Annotated in this window: 19 protein-coding genes; 3 read left to right on the top strand and 16 right to left on the bottom strand. The window is 65.8% G+C overall.

Going from position 1 to position 19143, the window contains the following annotated elements:
- Positions 1–268: 268 nt before the first annotated feature.
- Both BLM15_RS06300 and BLM15_RS31270 read right to left on the bottom strand, forming a co-directional pair.
- Positions 269–1987, bottom strand: a complete 1719-nt coding sequence (locus BLM15_RS06300; protein WP_126111399.1) for a hypothetical protein — start codon at positions 1985–1987, stop codon at positions 269–271.
- A gap of 135 nt (positions 1988–2122) precedes the next feature.
- Entirely contained in the window at positions 2123–2284 is a 162-nt protein-coding gene (locus BLM15_RS31270) for a hypothetical protein (protein WP_164547412.1), read from the bottom strand.
- A 144-nt stretch (positions 2285–2428) separates the two neighbouring features.
- Here BLM15_RS31270 and BLM15_RS06295 point away from each other — a divergent pair, with 144 nt between their 5' ends.
- Positions 2429–2872 (top strand): GFA family protein, encoded by a 444-nt coding sequence (locus tag BLM15_RS06295; RefSeq protein ID WP_126111397.1) that lies wholly within the window; start codon positions 2429–2431, stop codon positions 2870–2872.
- A 1-nt stretch (position 2873) separates the two neighbouring features.
- Here the strand turns inward: BLM15_RS06295 and BLM15_RS06290 are convergent, their stop codons facing one another.
- The 6 genes from BLM15_RS06290 to BLM15_RS06265 form a co-directional block, all read right to left on the bottom strand.
- Positions 2874–3947 carry a M48 family metallopeptidase gene (locus BLM15_RS06290; protein WP_126111395.1) on the bottom strand — a complete coding sequence of 358 codons (1074 nt, stop codon included), beginning with the start codon at positions 3945–3947 and terminating at the stop codon, positions 2874–2876.
- Positions 3948–3969: 22 nt separating this feature from the next.
- Positions 3970–5205, bottom strand: coding sequence for a DUF898 family protein (locus tag BLM15_RS06285; RefSeq protein ID WP_126111393.1), 1236 nt, complete (start codon positions 5203–5205; stop codon positions 3970–3972).
- 145 nt (positions 5206–5350) lie between these two features.
- Positions 5351–5782, bottom strand: coding sequence for an acyl-CoA thioesterase (locus tag BLM15_RS06280; RefSeq protein ID WP_126111391.1), 432 nt, complete (start codon positions 5780–5782; stop codon positions 5351–5353).
- Between the two features lie 89 nt (positions 5783–5871).
- Positions 5872–6168, bottom strand: coding sequence for a GNAT family N-acetyltransferase (locus BLM15_RS06275; protein WP_126111389.1), 297 nt, complete (start codon positions 6166–6168; stop codon positions 5872–5874).
- A gap of 144 nt (positions 6169–6312) precedes the next feature.
- Positions 6313–6531 (bottom strand): DUF2934 domain-containing protein, encoded by a 219-nt coding sequence (locus BLM15_RS06270; RefSeq protein WP_126111387.1) that lies wholly within the window; start codon positions 6529–6531, stop codon positions 6313–6315.
- 168 nt (positions 6532–6699) lie between these two features.
- Complete coding sequence (locus BLM15_RS06265) at positions 6700–8067, bottom strand: aminotransferase-like domain-containing protein (protein WP_126111385.1); 1368 nt, start codon at positions 8065–8067, stop codon at positions 6700–6702.
- 95 nt (positions 8068–8162) lie between these two features.
- Here BLM15_RS06265 and BLM15_RS06260 point away from each other — a divergent pair, with 95 nt between their 5' ends.
- Entirely contained in the window at positions 8163–8768 is a 606-nt protein-coding gene (locus tag BLM15_RS06260) for a LysE family translocator (protein ID WP_126111383.1), read from the top strand.
- A 50-nt stretch (positions 8769–8818) separates the two neighbouring features.
- Here the strand turns inward: BLM15_RS06260 and BLM15_RS06255 are convergent, their stop codons facing one another.
- The 8 genes from BLM15_RS06255 to BLM15_RS06215 form a co-directional block, all read right to left on the bottom strand.
- Complete coding sequence (locus BLM15_RS06255; protein WP_126111381.1) at positions 8819–9478, bottom strand: 3-oxoacid CoA-transferase subunit B; 660 nt, start codon at positions 9476–9478, stop codon at positions 8819–8821.
- Complete coding sequence (locus tag BLM15_RS06250) at positions 9478–10188, bottom strand: CoA transferase subunit A (protein ID WP_126111379.1); 711 nt, start codon at positions 10186–10188, stop codon at positions 9478–9480. Before BLM15_RS06250 ends, BLM15_RS06255 begins: the two co-directional genes overlap by 1 nt.
- 172 nt (positions 10189–10360) lie before the next feature.
- Entirely contained in the window at positions 10361–11242 is an 882-nt protein-coding gene (locus tag BLM15_RS06245; RefSeq protein WP_206438652.1) for a hydroxymethylglutaryl-CoA lyase, read from the bottom strand.
- Entirely contained in the window at positions 11239–11943 is a 705-nt protein-coding gene (locus BLM15_RS06240; RefSeq protein WP_126116081.1) for an ABC transporter ATP-binding protein, read from the bottom strand. Before BLM15_RS06240 ends, BLM15_RS06245 begins: the two co-directional genes overlap by 4 nt.
- A 2-nt stretch (positions 11944–11945) precedes the next feature.
- A complete protein-coding gene (locus BLM15_RS06235) occupies positions 11946–13739 on the bottom strand; it encodes a branched-chain amino acid ABC transporter ATP-binding protein/permease (protein ID WP_126111375.1) in 1794 nt (597 codons plus the stop codon).
- Entirely contained in the window at positions 13739–14656 is a 918-nt protein-coding gene (locus BLM15_RS06230) for a branched-chain amino acid ABC transporter permease (protein WP_126111373.1), read from the bottom strand. The genes BLM15_RS06235 and BLM15_RS06230 overlap by 1 nt, the downstream gene beginning before the upstream one ends.
- Positions 14657–14868: 212 nt before the next feature.
- Complete coding sequence (locus tag BLM15_RS06220; RefSeq protein ID WP_126111371.1) at positions 14869–16071, bottom strand: ABC transporter substrate-binding protein; 1203 nt, start codon at positions 16069–16071, stop codon at positions 14869–14871.
- Between the two features lie 59 nt (positions 16072–16130).
- A complete protein-coding gene (locus BLM15_RS06215; RefSeq protein ID WP_126111369.1) occupies positions 16131–17450 on the bottom strand; it encodes a hydroxymethylglutaryl-CoA reductase, degradative in 1320 nt (439 codons plus the stop codon).
- 160 nt (positions 17451–17610) lie between these two features.
- Between BLM15_RS06215 and BLM15_RS06210 the strand changes: the two genes are divergently transcribed.
- Complete coding sequence (locus BLM15_RS06210) at positions 17611–19023, top strand: aminotransferase-like domain-containing protein (RefSeq protein ID WP_126111367.1); 1413 nt, start codon at positions 17611–17613, stop codon at positions 19021–19023.
- Positions 19024–19143: the final 120 nt, after the last annotated feature.

Below are 19143 nucleotides of genomic sequence, written 5' to 3'. Positions count from 1 at the left end.
GCGGTCGGGGCGCAGCAGCGCGGCGACCATGTAAATTGCGAGCCCGAGGGCTGCGGCGGCATAGAGCAAGGTCAGGCCCATGGCGTTTAGACCTTGCGCAGCAGCGCTGCGTACCAGCCGAAGAGCGCGAAGGCCCCGGCTCCGAGCGCGAGAAAGACGATGTCGGCCATGACAAATCTCCAGCCTGGTTCAGACGGGTGATGTGGTGCCGCACCTGCTAAGCGGTCGAGCGGGAAGGGCAGGCGGAGGCATAAGGGCCGCATAAAGATCAGGATCTTTCGAATGGCAGATCGAGATCGAGTTCGCCGTAGCCCATGCCGTCGATGAGCTGTCGCGTGCGGTGCAGGACATCGTCCGGCGCGCCTGGCACGGGATGGTCGAGCACGAGTGCCGCACAGAGCTCCGGCGAAAGCTCGGACGTGCCCCCGCGTCTCGCTACGCTGCGATAGTCGAACACTGTCCCAGAGGCCTGCTCATATTCGAAGTTGCAGTGCCAGATGCTGTGACGGCGGTCCTTCGTCCGGATTTCGATCGAATGGATTGAAAGTGGCTCCACAGACAATGATCGACGGCTGAGCCAGATTTCAGCGAGGCGCTCGCTGCCATAGAGAAGTAGGCGCGTATCAACCCAGAAAGGATCCAACTGGGGCGATGCCTGGTCGATCCAGCTCTGATGCGCGCGCTGAGGACGCATAATGCTGAGCAGAAGCTTCCCGTCAGGCAGACGTTGCGCCGCAATCAACCGTTCATTGGCCTGGTAAGCCCGCCGTCCAGCCTCGATCGTGATGGGTTCCAGCAAGAGGGGAAGGGCACGGCGAAAGATATAGTCCTTGCTGAACCTGAGCTCGCCGCGCTGTTCGGGCAGCCGCGCCAACAGGCCATCCGGCGTCGCGGGCCATCGACCCGCATGGAATTGCGGTTCAGTTGCGGCCTCACGCTCGTGTTCAGGCAACTCGGCTGGGAAGGGCGATGGCTCCCATATCGCACCAATCTTCAGCGCCTGGACGGTTCGCTCCTCCCGCTCGTGGAATTCGGCACAGATGGCCTTGATATCGCGATCGAGGAATTGTCGATCCTTGACCAGCCAAGGATCCCAAGTCGGGTCGCGCACCGCGATACTATCCAAAAATGTGCTGGCCGTTTCGTGCCGCCCCGACAGCACCAGAGCGATCACGCAGGCGCTGATCTTTTGCCGATCGGCCTTCAACCGGCTGGCTAGCTTTGGTAGCGTGGTGACCGCTCCCACATCGGCGAACACGTCGTGAAGCAGCGCATCGTGCAGCACCGGCATGAAATGCACTGCCGTGACGTCCCAGAGCGACTCATGAATCGGTTCCAGGCAACCGGTGGAATCAGGATGTCCATAGAGTGGGTTGAGGTAGGGCCAGATCCGGAAGCGCGTCCGTTCCCCTGTGCGATCAAACAATACGCCCCGCAGAATGTGATGGACGGGCCGGATCAACAGGTGACGGCCCACGAGGACGAGATCGTCCCGTTCAGCGAGAAGGGTCTTTAGATAACGCTTGATGTCCGCCGGGCGTGTTCCCGGTTTAGCTGGACCGTCCCTTACGCCCGCCGCTTTGAGGTGCAGCCTGGCGTAGTCGACGGCCTTGGCAGCGTTCTGCCATTTACCCGATCCTTCTTCGAGCACGATACCTTTCGTGAGCTTGGCCAGGGCCGCCGCAATGCATAGGCCAACAATGGCCTCATCCTCATTGCTCGCCCAACGCAGGCTGACGCAGCACGAGAACGGCTTGGCAGCCCCCGGCGGTTCTAGATCGCCGGCGGCATCGGAGCCGCTGCGAACGTCGAATTCGCAGCCGGATTGCTGGCGCCGCAGAGTCGCAGGCAGGAAGCCGCCATGGTCGGCGAGAGGGCCGTGTCCATATTGTAGCCTGACGGGAAAGCCGAGCAATCTCAGTTCGGCATTGATGTCTTTGATGCTCGGCAAGCTCGCATCAAAAAGCACATGCGCTTCGATTGCCATGGCGGCGGCCCCATGAATCGCCGCAACCATAGCGAGAACGGCGCATCATGCACGCCTTCGCCGAAACTCGGAATCGTCCAGACCAAAGTATCGGGCGCGCCTGCAGCTCGGCAAGCTTGCCTCGGCGGCCGGCAATCAGCTCGACGCTTCGAGCCCGGCCGTCGTGATGAAGGCAGCGAGGGCGAGGCCAGCCCAGAAGAAATCGTTGAGAACACCCTGCAGGGGTACGGCCCCCATGGTCACGGTTGAAAGGCCGCCGGCAAGGAACAGCGCCGAGGCTGCAACAAGGGTGTTCATGATGTCCTCCCGCATTTTGGGCTCGAACGCGGCAGGGGTGATTCCGTTCCCCTGATTCGATGCGGCATCAAATGACTTGTGTTGATAGGATCATCGCATCGTCACAATGTCTGTGATGTGACAGCGTTCGAATGGGAGACCGGCATGGTGCATCGATTGAACGGCGGCTGTCATTGCGGTGCGATCGGGCTCGAATTGTCGCTGCCGCGCCCGCCGGAAGAAGAGATCGTCGGCGCCTGCCAGTGCTCGTTCTGCCGCAAGCACAATGCCCGGACAGTTTCGGATCCGAAGGCTACGGTCCGCCTCGTCGTATACGAGCCGGCGCAACTCCAGCGTTACCGTTTCGGCCTCGCTGCCTCCGAGGTGGTGCTCTGCCGCCGCTGCGGTGTCTATATCGCCATGTTGATGGTCGAGGACGGCAAGGCTTGGACCACGATCAGCATCGACATGCTCGACGAGCGCGCCCGCTTCATCAAACCGGCCGAGCCACGGGATTTCAGCGGCGAAGCATTGGAGGGACGGCGCGAACGCCGAAAAGCGCGCTGGACACCGACCGAGCTGGTCGGCTGGTCGGAGGAGGGCGGCTAGGTCACTGGGGCGCGCAAACGCGCCGGAGCGCCTGCCATTCCGCATCGGTCAGGATCGGCGGTCCCGCTGTTGCCGGCACCGCCTGCTTCATCCGCTCCAGCCTTTCGCTGCTGACGGGGTGGCTGTCGATGATCGTCGTCTTGCCACCATTACCGGTGATGCGGACGAGGAACTCGCCGAGCGGCGCCGGCGAGCGGCCGAGCCGCGTCATCGCCCTGATCGCGAAGTCGTCGGCGGCTGTCTCGGCCTCGCGTGAATACGAAGCGTCGAGCAGGGTGCGCGATGCGAAGATCACGGCGCCACTGCCGGTGATGTCACCGAAGAGCAGGCCGAACAGGAAGGAGGTGCCGCCTGTGCGGATGACGCCGCGCAGCCCGTCGCGATGCTCGGCATGGCCGATCTCATGCGCGATCACCCCGGCGACCTCATCCGGATCGCGGGCCCTGTTGAGCAAGCCCTCGAACAGATAGATCCGCCCGCCCGGCAAGGCGACGGCATTCGGGATGGGCGAGGACAGCACCTGCGCTTCGAGCGGGATGCTGCTGCCGCCGGCCGTCTTCAGGGCTTCGACCATCTTGGTGAAGGCGCGCTGACCCTCGGCTCCCGTGCAGCTTTTGCCGCCCATCAACGCCCGCACCTGCTTGTCGACCGCGTCCCCGAGGCGCTGCTCGACCGAAACCGGAACGACCGTCGCGAGCCGATCGGCGACCAGCGGGATGCCGTAGAGCGTCATCAGCACGATGGACGCAGCGGCGGCGAGCGACCAGGCGATGATCCGCCAGGCCTGGCCGCCATCACGATCCTGATCGAGCGCAGTACAGCGTGCCGTCAGCAGGCGCTGCACCGCTTCGTCCTCTATCTCCAACCGGGCTTGCGTCGCTGCCGCGACCGATGTCAGCCGCAGGCCACGGGCGCCGTCGACACGACGAATGTCGGCGTAGCGCCACGTCGCCAGCACGATACCGTGCTCGGTGATGTCGAGTTGGGCGCCTAGGTGCAGCTCGACCTGCCGCCTGCGGCTGGAAACCCCGTCATAGTAGACCGCCGGCTGGGCGCCGTCGCCGATCGAACTCATCGCAGGGGCAAGCACTCCGCGCTCAGAAGCCGGCGACATCCAGGCCGTCGGCAAGGCCTTCGCCGACAGCGCCGACAGGCTCGCCCTGGCCAGCGACGTCGGCGGCGGTTGCGAGGTTATGGACCACGGTGCTTTGCGCGACGAGGGCCCAGACATCGCGATTGAGATAAATTCGGACGACCGCGCCGAACGCGAGGGCCATCAGCAGATAGCCAACGACGCTGCCAACCAGGAAAGCCGGATGATGCGTTACGAAGAGCATGCGCTGCTGTGTGGTGCCCCCGATCGAGAAGGCCGTGCCGACGAACTCGAACATTCCAGCCATCCAGACGGAGAACAGGAGAGCAAGCAGGATCGACCAGCCGATGACCGCCCAGTAGCGTCCGAACAAAGCCTCGGTTTCGAGTTCCGCCTCGAAGCGAACCTCACCGAAGCGCAAACCCGCAACCCACCAGCGCCATTCGATCGCTTTGAAGGCTGCATAGACAAAGGGTGCGGCGATGATGAGGATGATCGCAGAAAGGGCCAAGAACCAAAGGGGAATGAAGCCGAATACAGCCGTCGAATTGGTCAGCGACAAGAGAATAGGCGAGGCCATACCGGTTACCAACACGAATGCCGTCAGCAGTGCGACCAACCAAAGCTGCCAGGCCTGCTTGAACAAGTCGCCGCCGGTGCCCTCGAAACGGCCTTGCAGGCTGCCATAGGCGGTGTGGCGCATCTTGAAGCGCTCGAGCGCGGCCTGCCGCCAGGGCAAAGCGAGCCCAAGCGAGACGACGACCAGCAGCCCCCACAGTCCCGAACGCCAGCTATAGCTCCAGCCGGAGCCGCCCATGGAGAAGCGCAGGCCGCGCCAGAGCGTGCGGGTCAGGCGGTACCGGCGCGCCCGGTAGCGCGCGAACTCGGTGAACAGATAGAAGAACGCGACGAGAGGGATGCTGGCGAAGGCCTGCATCATCTCGGCTTCGAGGCCGATCAGGAAGTAGACCAGATAGACTGGCACCAGGATCGCCATGGCGATCAGGAAGCCGATCAGCAGCTCCTTTGCCCGTCCGGTATACTCGGCCGGATCGCCGCCGACCGAGGTGTGCGACCAGAGATGACGGCGGATATCGGTCGCCAGCCAGAAGCGATAGAAGCCGAAAGTGACGAGTTCCAGCAGGGCGCCGCGCGTCACCAGTTTGCGGAAAACCGGGCGGTCGCCCGAAAACGAGACCTGGTCAGCCGGCGGCACCGGGTTGGCGACAGCTTGATGCATGGCCCGCGACGGCTCCGGCGACAGAATCGGGCCGCTTGGCGAGCCCCCCGCTGGTCACTTTCACCGACGACGTTGGGGCATGCAACCATAAGTTAGGTCAGGCAGCGGCCTGAACGCCATGGGTCCCTGCGCTGGGCCGCAGTCTCTATTCAGCGCTCGGGGGCATCAATGCGAGCAGCCGCTCGCGCACCGCATCGGAGAACGGCCGCGACTTGCGCGTCGCCTCGTCCACTTGAACTATGACCGTGATCGCACTCGCAGCACAGCGCCCGGCCTGAAAGATCGCCTGCTCGAGCCGAACCGAGCTGCGACCGACCGAAGCGACGCGCATCCCGCTCTCGACCTCGCCGGGCCAGAGTAGTTCTGCCCGGAAATCCACCTCCAGCCGGGCGATGACGAAGGCCGTTCCGGACTCCGCCAGAGGATGGTCTGGATCGTAGATCAGTTCGACCCTGCCGGTTTCCAGCAAGGTCGAGAACACGGAGTTGTTGATATGTCCCTGCCGGTCGGTGTCGCCATAGCGGAGCTTGTCCTGTGCCCGCAGCGGGAAGTCGGTGATGACGAGATCGTCCGGCATGAAAGCCCCGTTCAGTGACGAGGCCTTTCAAACGCGATCATGGGCCGAGAGGCAAGCTCGTCTCGCGGTAGGGACAGGGCGAGTGGTCTTCAGGCCAGCACGTCGCCATAATCGGGATGGTGCCGCGCCCAGTCCGCGACGAAGGAGCAGCGTGGCACGACACGCCGCCCGCTCTGACGCGCGATCCGGAAGATGCCCTCCGCCAATTGCGAGCCGAGGCCGCGCCCATTGAAGGCCGGCGGCACTTCAGTATGGGTCACGACGATCCTGTCGCCGTCGCTGCGATAGACGGCGAAGGCCTGCCCGCCGGGAAAGTCGAGCTCGAACCTCCCGGTCTCCGGCCGTTCAACGACCTCGATCCGGCTGGCTTCCACATGCTGTGTCATGGCTGCTCCCCACCGGCACCGCTTGCGGGAAAATGCGCCGCTTCAGCCACAATGTGGGAGCCCCGCGGCAGCTTGTCTTCGGCTGCGATCGCGCTGATGGGGAATGGCAGGGCTGCGTAGAGCCACAGCCCTGCAAGACGTGGGTCAGGACAGCCATTCCTGCTCGCGCCGGCGCGAGCGCTCGACCTTGAACTCGTCTTCTGCGCCCGTATCCACGACGTCCGTGGTGCGGTTGCGGAAGTTCCAGATCTCCTTCGCGGCTTCCCAGTGCTCGTGGTCGCGGCCTTCTGGCTGCCCTTGCTCCATCCAGAGCGCGTAGGCGATCTTGCGGATCTCGCGCTCCTCCTTGCCAAGATAGCTCATCTCGTCCTCCTGGTTCCGTTGCAGTCGACGAGGAAACGACGGAACGCCAGGCAGCGTTCCGCGCCTCTGAACCAATCTGTCACGGCAATGTGGCTGTTGCGTGAGCCCGTCGGCGGCAGCGCCCGGCTCCTTGGGAGAACCGATGACCTCTGCGCGCATCGACCGAAATCAAAGAGGAGCGAGCCGATCCTCCGCGCCTCCATCCAGCAAGAGCCGGATGATCCGCAGTGCCCGCTTGAGGTCCTCCCGCGAGGGAGCACCGATGCACAGCCGCACTCCAGCCGCGCGATCATTCTCGTCGACCATGACGGCTGCCGGCGGCGTCACCATCACGCCTCGCGCCGCAGCGCCCTGGGCGAGGCTCGCCGCATCGGCGAGCGACATCGGCAGCCAGAGATGGAACCCGGCGCCGGACGCGGACATGATTCTGCTCTCCAGAACCGCACGCGCCATGGCCGCACGCTCCGCCGCCTCGCGACGGATTGCTTCGCCGACAGCCCTAGCAGTGCCGTCCCTGATCCAGCGCTCCATGATGGCGCACATCAGCGGCGAGGCCATCGACGACGTCGCCTGCAGATAGTCCTGTGCCGCCTGCATTGCAGCGGGCGGTACGGCGAGGGCACCGATCCGCAAGCCCGGGCTCAGGATCTTGGAGAAACCGGCGATGTAGAAGGTTCGCTCCGGCGCCAACTCGGCAAGGGCGGGCAGCCCGGCGGGCGTGAACAGCGAATAGACGTCGTCCTCGATGATGACGGCGTCGTGGGCGCGGCAGACGGCGACGATCTCCTGTCGTCGCGCCAGGCCCATGGTCGCACCGGTCGGGTTTTGCAGGGTCGGGGTGAGATAAACCACGCGGCGTTCGTCCGAATGCACCGAGAAGGCCGCGGCGAGAGCGTCCGGCCGCAGCCCTTCGTCGTTGAGAGCGATGGCCTTGAGTGCTTGCAGGTTCTGGCGTGCAGCGAGGATGGCGCCCGGATAGGTCAGTGCCTCGGTAAACACCGTGCCGCCGATTCCGGCGGCAGCGGCCAGGGCGACAGCGAGGGCATGCTGGGCGCCATTGGTCAGAAGCAGGCGATCGGCCGCGATCTTCAGGCGGTGCTCGGCAAGCCAGTGTGCCATCGCCTCGCGGTGCTCGATGCTTCCCGCCGGTGGCCGGTATCGTCCGAAGCTGTCGGCGTCCATCTGCCTGGCGAGTGCGGCGAGCGTCGCCGAGAGAACGCCGTCGCCGAGCATCTGCGGCGGCGTATTGACCGAGAGATCGATGATCTCGCCTGGGTTCGGCTCCTTGCCGGCGACGAACATCCCGCGCCCGCGTACGCTGCGCACAAGGCCGCGCTTTTCGAGCAGCGAATAGGCTTTGGTGACCGTGCCGAGCCCGATGCCCAGCCGATAGGCGAGATCGCGATGGGCCGGCATCCGCGCGCCGACCGGAACGCGACCATCGGCGAGATCCTGCTCCAGAGCGGCGACGAGGCGCTCGTGCGGGAGACCAGGCTCGTCGGAGAGGCGCGGAAACCAGGGGGAGGCGAGGCGCATTGAACAACCCAATAAGTGTCACATGACACTATTATCATTTCCTACAAAGTGTCACATCGATAGGGTCGCGGCAATCGCAATCACCCCGTGCTGCCATGACCCTCGATTTGATGCTGGCCTTCCTGACTTACGCCTTCGTGACCTCGATCACGCCAGGCCCGAACAACACGATGGTGCTGGCCTCGGGGGTCAATCACGGCTTCAGCCGGACCATCCCTCATGTCCTGGGAATCAGCTCCGGCTTTGCGGTGATGGTGCTCGCCGTCGGCTTCGGCATCGGCCGTCTGTTCATCGCTGCACCATGGCTTTACGAGACGCTGCGCTGGATCGGCGCGGCCTATCTGTTGTGGCTCGCCTGGAAGATCGCGACGGCCAGCGCCATGGACGAGAAGACCACTGCCAGCAGGCCGATGAGCTTCTGGCAGGCGGCTGCCTTCCAATGGGTCAATCCGAAAGCCTGGGTCATGGCGATCGGCGCCATTGCAACCTATACGCCGGCGAATGGCGGGTTGGGCATGATCCTGCTCGTTGCAGTGCTCTTTGCCGCCATCAACGCGCCGACTGTGGCGGTCTGGGCCGCCTTCGGGACGACGCTGCGCCGCTGGCTGACCGATGCGCGCTATGTCCGCATCTTCAACATCGCCATGGCGGTGCTGCTGGTGTTGTCTCTGCAGCCGCTGCTCTGGGGCGGCATGCACTGAGAAGCGCGGGCGAGGGCAGGGCCGTGCAATCGGCGCTGCCCTCGCTGTTCTCAAGCGGCCTTGGCGAGCGCCGGAGCGATCGCGAAGGACGCGGCGGTCTTCGCCTTGACCTCGTCGAGCGTAACGCCGGGGGCGAGCTCGAGCAGGGTCAGGCCGCCCTTCACCTTGTCGCAGGCCAGCACACAGAGATCGGTGATGATCAGGTCGACCACGCCCGCCCCGGTCAGTGGCAGAGTGCAGCGCTCCAGCACCTTGGATTCGCCCGCCTTGTTGGCGTGATCCATCACCACGATGATCTTCTTGACGCCAGCGACGAGGTCCATCGCGCCGCCCATGCCCTTCACCATCTTGCCGGGAATGGTCCAGTTGGCGATGTCGCCATTCTCAGCCACTTCCATGGCGCCGAGGATGGTCAGGTCGATATGGCCGCCGCGGATCATCGCGAAGCTGTCGGCCGAGGAGAAGTAGCTGGAACTCGGCAGCGAGGTGATCGTCTGCTTGCCGGCATTGATCAGGTCGGGATCGGCCTCGCCCTCATAGGGGAAGGGACCGATGCCGAGCAGGCCGTTCTCGGACTGCAGGGTGACGTCGACACCTTCGGGAATATAGTTCGCCACCAGCGTCGGGATGCCGATGCCGAGATTGACGTAGTAGCCGTCCTTCAGCTCCTTGGCGGCGCGGGCGGCCACCTCTTCGCGGGTCCAGGCCATCAGGCGGTCTCCCTCTTGCGCTCGGTGAGCTTCTCGATCTTCTTCTCGTTGATCGTGCTCTTGATGATGCGGTCGACATAAATGCCGGGGGTATGGATCGCCTCAGGATCGAGCGAGCCGACCGGCACGATCTCCTCGACCTCGGCGACCGTCACCTTGCCGGCGGTCGCCATGTTCGGGTTGAAATTGCGCGCGGTGCGCCGGTAAACGAGGTTGCCGGCCGTGTCGGCCTTCCAGGCCTTGACGATGGCGACATCGGCCCTGAGCCAAGTCTCGCGGACATAGAGCTGTCCCTCGAATTCCTCGACCGGCTTGCCCTCGGCGACGACGGTGCCGACGCCGGTCTTGGTGTAGAAGGCCGCAATGCCGGCGCCGCCAGCACGGATTCGCTCGGCCAGCGTGCCCTGCGGGTTGAGCTCAAGCTCAAGTTCGCCGGAGAGGTATTGCTGCTCGAACAGCTTGTTCTCGCCGACATAGGACGCGATCATCTTCTTGATCTGCCGCGTCTCCAGCAGCATCCACAGGCCAAAGCCATCGGCGCCGGCATTGTTGGAGATTACCGTCAGGTTCTTCACGCCCGAAGCGCGGACCTGCGGGATCAGGCTCTCGGGATTACCGGAGAGGCCGAAACCGCCCGACATGATCGTCATCCCGTCGAACAGCAACCCATCCAGGGCCGCCGCCGGGCTGTCATAAACCTTCTGCGTCATCCGTCCCTCGTCGCTCGAGCCAGCTTGGGCGGGCTCATCCGTCAATCGTTCTGCCCGAACGGAGACGATCGGTCGACTCCGCTCAACGGCGCTGTGGTGGAGCATCAATACCGGGCGTCTCGCGCTGCGTCGATGCCGTCGCTGAGGCATCTGCCATGCCGGGCAGCACCGGTTATCTCGGTGCCGCTCCGGCTGGCCGAAAGCGCTGGGCGACCCGTTCGGCGACCATGCTCAGGCGTGCAAGATCGACCCCGGTCTCGATCCCCTTGGCTGCGAAATGCGCGACGAGCCGCTCGGTGGCGAGATTGCCGGCTGCGCCGGGCGCGTAGGGGCAGCCGCCGAGACCACCGACCGAGCCGTCGAAGACGCGCAGGCCCAGCAGCCACGCCGCCTCGACATTGGCGATGGCCTGCCCGGAGGTGTCGTGGAAATGCCCGGCCAGCATCGCGGCCGGCGCCCGCCGCAGCGCCGCCTCGACCATGGCGGCAGTCCGCTCCGGCGTGCCACGGCCGAGCGTATCGGAGAGCGCGATCTCGTCGCAGCCGAGTTCGAGCAACTCGGCCGAAACTGCGGCCACCGCCTCGGGAGCGATCTTGCCCTCATAGGGACAGTCGAGCGCGCAGGAGACATAGCCCCGCACCGGCACGCCGGCACGCCCCGCCAGCGCCATCACCGGCCGGAAGCGCGCGAGGCTCTCGGCGATCGAGCAATTGGTGTTCTTCTGGCAGAAACTCTCGGATGCCGCAGTGAACACCGCCAGGGCCTGCGCGCCGGCGGCCAGCGCGGCCTCGGCGCCTTTCTCATTCGGAACGAGGGCCGAGAAGACGATGCCCGGCCGGCGGCCGACGCCGCGCATCACGGCGTCATGATCCGCCATCTGCGGCACCCAGCGCGGCGCGACGAAGGCGGTCGCCTCGATTCGTGCCAGGCCGGCATCAGCGAGCTCGGCGATCAAAGCAAGCTTGTCCTGCGTCGCGACCTCACCCTTCTCGTTCTGCAACCCATCGCGCGGGCCTACCTCGACGATGACGACGCGGTCTGCGGACATGGTCAGGCGCCGAGATAGGCCGAGCGGACGCGCTCATCGCGCAGCAGCTCGGCGCCGGTGCCTTCGAGCGTGATCGTGCCAGTCTCGATCACATAGGCGCGGTCGGCGATGGCGAGCGCCTGATTGGCCATCTGCTCGACCAGCAGGATCGTCATCCCTTCCTCGCGCAGTCGGCGGATCACGGCAAAGACCTCGCGCACGATCAGCGGCGCCAGGCCGAGCGAGGGCTCGTCGAGCAGGAGGAGCTTGGGCCGCGCCATCAGGGCGCGGGCAATCGCCAGCATCTGCTGCTCGCCGCCCGATAGCGTGCCGGCGAGCTGGTCCTGCCGCTCGGCGAGGCGCGGGAAGACGGCGAAATAGCGCTCGATATCGCTGGCGATGCCATCCTCGTCGCGGCGCGCATAGGCACCGAGCACGAGATTATCGCGCACTCTCTGGTCGCCGAAGACCATGCGTCCCTCCGGCGAGTGGCCGATGCCGAGGCGCACGCAATCATGCCCCTTGATGCCGGTGATATCGCTTCCCTCGAAACGGATCGTGCCGCCGGCCACTTTCGCCAGCCCGCCGATCGCCCGCATCAGCGTCGACTTGCCGGCGCCATTGCCGCCGATCAGCGTGACGACCTCGCCTTGGCCGACCTGCAGCGAGATGCCCTTCAGCGCTTCGACCGCGCCATAGCGGACCTTGAGCCCTTCGATCGCGAGCATGGTCATGCAGCGTCTCCGGTCGCGATGGCATCCTCATCGGCGCCGAGATAGGCGACGATGACTTTTGGATTCTGCCGGATCGCCTCCGGCCGCCCCTCGGCGATCAGCGCTCCATAGTCGAGCACCAGCACATACTGGGAGATGTCCATGACGAGGTCCATGTGGTGCTCGATCAGCAGCACGGTAACGCCGGCCTCACGGATGCGGCGGATGACCTCGCCGAGCTCATGCGTCTCCTGTGGGTTCAAGCCCGCCGCCGGCTCGTCGAGCAGCAGTAGCTTAGGCCTTGAAGCAAGTGCCCGGGCGATCTCCAGCCGCCGCTGCAGGCCATAGGGCAAGCTATTTGCCGGCTCATTTGCGCGCTCGCCGAGGCCGAGATCGGTGAGCAGCGCCAGCGCATCAGCGCGAGCGGTAGTCTCCGCCTGGCGGCTCGACGGTAGGCCGAGCAGCGAGGCGGCAAAACCGGTGTCGATGTGGCGGTGAGCGCCCAGCAGGACGTTGTCGAGCGCCGAGAGATCGCCGAACAGCTTGAGGTTCTGGAAGGTGCGGGCGATGCCGAGCCCGGCGACGCGATGGGCTGGAAAGCCGACCGTCTCGCGCCCCTCGAAGCGGATCGAGCCGCCATCGGGCGCGACATGGCCGGAGAGCAGGTTGAGCAGCGTCGTCTTGCCGGCGCCGTTCGGGCCGATCAGCGCATGCACCTTGCCGGCAGTGATCGCGAAAGAGACGTTGCGGACCGGCACGATGCCGCCATAGGCCTTGTAGAGGTCCTTGACGATCAGGATTTCGCCACCTGCCGCCGCTGCGGACGTTGCCGCCAGAGCGCTGTGGCCGGGGACATCGGGCGCCACCGCCTTGCGTTGCCGCCAGCGCGCGGCGAGACCGGAGACCGCTCCCGCAATGCCGTTCGGCATCAGATAGAGCGAGAACAGCAGGAGCGCGCCATAGCTGAAGTGCTGCAGCGCCGGCCAGCGCGCCAGCCAGGCGTCGAGCAGGGTCAGGATCACCGCGCCGAAGAGAGGCCCGTAGAGCGAGCCCGAGCCGCCGAAAATCACCACCACCAGCAGGAAGATCGACAGGTTGAAGGTGATGAAATCGGAATTGAAATACTGGTTCTGCTGCGCGACCACGGCGCCGGCGAGCGCGCAGGTCACCGCCGAGATGACGAAGGCCAGCGTCTTGGCCCGCACCACGGAGATGCCGACCGACTGCGCCGCCGGCTCGGCCATCTGCACCGCCAGGAAAGCGCGGCCATAGCGGCCGGCAAGCAGCGAGCGCAGCATCAGATGGGTCGCGATGCAGAGCGCCGCCACGAACCAGACCCAGTGCAGGTTGGTGAAACTCGTGCCGGCGAGCGAGGGCGCACTGATGCCGTAGAAGCCGGCCTGGCCCTTGAAGATGTCGGTCCATTCCGTGACGATCTTCTCGACGACGATGCCGAAGCCGATCGTCACCATGGCAAGGCTTGGGCCCGAGACGCGCACCGAGGGCATGGCGATGACGAGGCCGAAGACCGCGCCGAAGCCACAGGCCAGCAGCAGCGACAGCCAGGGGGAGAGGCCCCATTCGATATTGGCGATCGCCGCCGTATAGGCCCCGACCGCGAAGAGACCGGCATGCCCCAGCGATTTCTGGCCGGCATAGCCGACGAGCACGTTCAAGCCCGCTGCGGCGAGATAGTTCACCCCGATCGTGAACAGGATCTGCAGGTAGAAATCGTTGAAGCCGAGATAGGGCACGAGCGCGAGGCCTGCGACCAGCAACGCCACCCCGATGGCATGGGCGAGCGCCGGCATCAGATTTTCTCCACGCTGCGCGCGCCCATCAGCCCGCCGGGGCGGACGACGAGGACGATGATGATCAGCAGGAAGATGGTGATCTCGCGCATTTCGGCGCGCCACAGCCCGACCAGCGCCTCGACAACGCCGAGCAGGAAGCCGCCGAGCATGCAGCCGCGCGGGCTGGTCAAACCGCCGACGATCGCGGCCGAGAACGCCTTCAGCGCGACGCCGAGCCCGATGAAGACGGAAGCCGTAGTGATCGGCGCGATCAGGATGCCGGCGAGGCCCGCCAGCGCAGATGAGATCACGAAGGCGGCGATCACGATCATCTCGACATTGATGCCGACGATCGCCGCGGCCTGCGGATTGAAGGCGACGGCCCGCAGCGCCTTGCCGAAGCGCGTCTTGCGCAGGACGATGTCGAGCCCGACCATGACGGCGACCGCGACGACCGCGATCAGGACTTCCTGCGGCCGGATGCCGGCGCCGGCGATGCGCCAGACCTCGCTGCCGAGCGGCGAGGGCACCGCGATCGAGGCCGGGCCCCAGATCGCCAGCGCGCTGTTCTGCATGATGATGCCGAAGCCGATCGTGCTCAGCACCCAGTTGAGGCCGCCGGCGCCGACGAACGGCTTGATCGCGCAATAGTACAGCGCGATGCCGATGGCGCCGACCACGACGACGCTGGCAACCGTCGCCAGCACATAGGCCGTCATCGTCATCTCGGCTTGGGTGAGATTGCCGAAATGCGGCTTGCCCGCCGCCAGCAGCAGCAAGGAGACGCCGACCAGGCTGCCTGGGACGAGGAAGGCGCCCTGGCCGAAATTGAAGGTCTTGGTTGTGGCGTAGGTGATGTTGAAGCCGAGCGCGATCAGCCCGTAGATCGCGCCCAGCGCCAGACCGCTGGCCAGAGCCTGAAGGAATGCCGTCATCGTCTCTCCGCCACGACTCAGGTCGTTTGCGCCATTATTCTGAACGGCCAGCCTCTAGAGCCGCCATTCCCTCCAAGCCATCCCACGACACGCCGTCATGCTCGCCCTTGTGGCGAGCATCCACGTCTTGACCACCGCATGCGATGAGCGACGCGAAGACGTGGATGGTCGGGACAAGCCCGACCATGACGCAGGAGCGCGGTTTAAGATGTTCAGCGCTTCAGGTCCGCTGCCGTCAGGCCCTTGACCACCGGATCATCGAGCTTGACCACCCGGCCATCCTTCCACTGCGCGAGGTGGAAGTCGGCGACGCCGAGCGCCTCGTGCTGCTCCTTGCTGAAGGGCTTGTCATAAGCCTTGATGATGCCCTGGACCTTACCGAGGTTCTCGAGCGCAGCCTGCAGTTTCGGGCCGTCCGTGCCGTCGGCCTGCTTGATCGCGGCGGCGATCAGCATCACCGCGTCATAGCCCTGCGCGGCCGAGACGAAGGCCGGCATGTTCGGGTGCTTGGCGACGAGGCGCTTGTGCAGCGCCGCCGCCCGGTCGCTGGCGTCCTCGGTGGTCGAGGCCGCGAAGACGGTCTTCTCGGCGAGCTTGGGGCCGGCGATGTTGACCAGCGGCGTGTTGATCGAGCCCCAGGTCGAGAGCAGGCCGGGGTAATAGTCCATCTTCTCCATGCTCTTCAGCACCTGCGCGGTGGCATCTGCCAGCGAGCCGGTGATGATCATGTCGGCGCCGGCCGCCTTCAGCTTGGCGAGCTGCGAGGTCATGTCGGTGTCCTTCGGCCCGAACTTCTCGATGCCGACCGGCTTGATGCCGTGCAGGGTGAGGATCTCCTGCAGGTCCTTGGTCGCCGCCTGGCCGTAGCCGGTGGTGTCGGCGATGATCGCGACATTCTTGCTCTTCGAGGCCTTGACCGCATAGGCGGCGAGCAGAGCGAGCTGCTCGCGATCGACCATCGAGACGCGGAAGATGTAGTTCTGCGGCTCCTTGGCATAGCGGGCGGTGATGTCGGTCGCGGTCGCGACATGCGAGATCACCGGCACCTTCTTCTGCTGCGGGATGTGCAGCCAGGCGAGCGCATTGCCGGAATTGGTCGGGCCGACCACGGCCGCGACCTTCTCGTTGTCGATCAGCTCGTTCATGTTCTGGATCGACTTCGGCGGTGCGCCGGCATCGTCGCGGACGACGCCGACAAGCTTGCGGCCGAGGACGCCGCCCTGTGCGTTCAAATCCTCGATTGCGGCCTGGAAGCCGTAGAGACCCGATAGGCCGAGCTCCGCTGCGCCGGAGGCCGACTGGTCGGCATTGTAGCCGATCTTGATCTCGTTCTGTGCGTAAGCCGGCAGCGACAGCGCCATGCCGGCCGAGACCAGCAGGGCACTGAGCGTGCGGCGAGTGATGCGATTGTCCATGAACGTTCCTCCGGTTGTCGTCCGCTTGCTGCGGTTCTGTGGTGAGTCCTGAAAAAAGGTCAGCCCTTGCGCCGCGCGGCCAGCAGCTCGCGTGCCCGGTCGACGCGGACATCGTGCGTGCGGGCAAGCTCTGCGGCGATCGCCTCGACCTCGGCGCCCTCTGCCCCGGCGACGATGGCGATGTTGCGGGCGTGCAGGGCCATATGGCCGCGCTGGATGCCCTCGGTCGCCAGCGCCCTGAGCGCCGCCATGTTCTGGGCAAGCCCGACGGCGACGGTGACCTCGGCCAGCTCCTGCGCGCTGGTCACGCCGAGCAGACGCAGCGACCATTGCGCCAGCGGATGGGTCTTGGTGGCGCCGCCGACGAGGCCGAGCGCCATCGGCAACTCGATCGAGCCGACGAGATTGCCGTCGCGATCCTCCTCCCAGGTCGTCAGCGAGGTGTAGCGGCCGCTGCGGGCGGCATAGGCATGAGCGCCGGCCTCGATGGCGCGCCAGTCATTGCCGGTCGCGACCACCACGGGATCGATGCCGTTCATGATGCCCTTGTTGTGGGTGGTGGCGCGGTACGGGTCGATCGCGGCAAAGGTGTAGGCATCGAGCATGCCGTCGATCATGCGCCGCCCGGAGAACTCCTTGGTCGCCAGCGCTGCCTCGGGGATGGTGACGCTGGCGCGCGCCAGCCGGAGATCGGCGAGATTGGAGAGGATGCGCAGGCGCACTGTGCCGCCGGTGATGCGCTCGACGATCGGCGCCACCGTCTCGGCCATGGTGTTGACGGTGTTGGCGCCCATCGCGTCGCGGACGTCGACGAGCAGGTGCATCACCACGATCGGCCCGCGCGGTGTCTGCGGGAAGACATGGACCTCGATGCCCTGGCAGCCGCCACCGAGCGAGACCAGCACCTTGTCCTTGGCGTTGGCGGCGGCGACGATCTCGCCCTGCGCCGCCAGCAATTTGTGGCGCGCCCCTTCGGGATCGCCGACACCCAGAAGCTGGACCTGCGCCCGCATGATCGGCCGGTCGCTCGATGTCCGGAAGCCGCCGGAGCCGCGGGCGATCCGCGCCATATAGGAGGCGGCCGCGACGACAGAGGGCTCCTCCACCGCCATCGGGATCAGGTAATCCCTATCGTTGACGATGAAGTTGGTGGCGATGCCAAGTGGAAGCTCGAAGGTGCCGACGACATTCTCGATCATGCCGTTGGCGAGAGTGAGCGGCAGCGCACCCGGCTGTGCCAACAAGGCGCGATCGGCATCGGCGAGCCCGGCCGCCGCGACAGCCTGCTCCAGCCGCTCGGCACAGCTCAGATTGCGGTAGTTCTCGATGCGCGAGTTTACCTCACGCCCGGCGGCGCTCTGCGCCTCGGCCGTCACCATGTCGTTTCCTCCCCAGCCGGGGTTTTTGATGCGCTACGCAATGGGCATCGGCGCTTCTTCGGTTGACAAGCTCGGACAATCGCTGGAGAGCGGCAAGGCACAATTTCTGCAATGTCCCATTCTCTGTACCAGCTCCATGACTGGTACAATGCGAGGCCCGATGGACGAGCAGGCCGACAGCAACCGCACCGGTGCGATCGTCGCCCGGATCAGCCGGATGATCGACGAGGGGCTGCTCCAGCCAGGTCGGCGCATGGCCTCGCTGCGGCTGGCAGCCGGCGAATACGGCGTCTCCAAGAACACCATGGTCGAGGTCTATGACCGACTCGTCGCCAGCGGCCGGCTCGAGGCCCGCCGCGGCGCCGGCTTCTATGTCCGCGCGCCTGGGCAGCGGCCGAGCGAGGCGCCGCCGCCGCATATGAGCGAGGCGATCGACATCGTCTCGCTGCTGCGCGAGCAGCTCTGTCAGGTCCATCCCGTCCGCGTCGGCGACGGCCGCCCGCCGCGCTCCTGGATGGAGGATTCCGAGCTCGGGCGGCATCTGCGTGTGCGCAGCGGCAAGGGCGACCTGCCGATCGAGCACGGCTATGGCGATCCGGTCGGCTATGCGCCCTTGCGCGCGCAGATCGGGCTGATGCTGGCTGAGCGCTCGATCCAGGTCTCGCCGGCGCAACTCCTCATGACCTTCGGCGCCAACCACGCGCTCGACCTGATCATCCGCCAGCTGCTGCAGCCCGGCGACACGGTCCTGGTCGACAGCCCCGGCTATTACCCGCTCTTCGGCAAGCTGAAGCTGGCCCGCATCGAGATTGCCGGCGTCCGGCGGCTGCCAGACGGGCCTGACCTCGACGATCTCGCCACCCAGATCGCACGCCACCGGCCCAAGGTCTTCTTCACCCAGTCGCTGGCGCACAATCCGACGGGCGGCTCGATCGCGCTGCCGATCGCCCATCGCCTGCTGCAGCTCGCCGCCCAGCACGATCTCACCATCGTCGAAGACGACCCCTTCGCCGACGTGATGCCGGCGAGCGCGCCGCGGCTCGCGGCGCTCGACCAGCTGGAGCGGGTGATCTATCTCGGCACCTTCTCAAAGACGCTCTCGGCGAGCCTCCGCATCGGCTATGTCGCCGCGAGCCCGGCGCTCGCCCGCTCGCTCGGCGACATGAAGATGCTGACCGTGGTCAACTCCTCCGGCTATCTGGAGCGGCTGGTCAGCGACCTGATCGCCAGCGGCCAGTACCGCCATCACCTCAAGCGCCTGAAGGAACGGATCGGCAAGGCGACCCGCACCGCCTTCGGCGGGCTGGAGCGCCTCGGTCTACCGGTATTTTCGCGGCAAGGCGGCGGCTACTATCTCTGGGTGGGCTTGCCGCCAGGCCTCGACGACCTCGCGCTGGCGCGCCGCGCCTCGGAGCAGGGCATCTTCATCGCGCCCGGCACGGTCTTCATGCCCGAGCGACCCCAGCCCGAAGGCGATGAAAGAGCGGCCGGCATGCGGGTCAACGTCGCCTATGCTGACGACCCCGCCTTCCTGGCCTTCCTCCAGGCCGAGCTGGCGAACGCGGCGAGCTAGCGCGTCGACCGCATGAAAGCGAATGGCCGCCATCACCACGATGGGGATCCAACGAGGATCGGTTCCTCTAAGAATGAACGCGAGTTTCACAACGGCGATGCCGTAGAGGCCGATGGGAGG

It is taken from the genome of Bosea sp. Tri-49 (assembly GCF_003952665.1).
Taxonomy (GTDB): domain Bacteria; phylum Pseudomonadota; class Alphaproteobacteria; order Rhizobiales; family Beijerinckiaceae; genus Allobosea.
The sequence above is the reverse complement of the archived record's forward strand: the minus strand, read 5'-3'. Positions and strand labels throughout refer to the sequence as shown.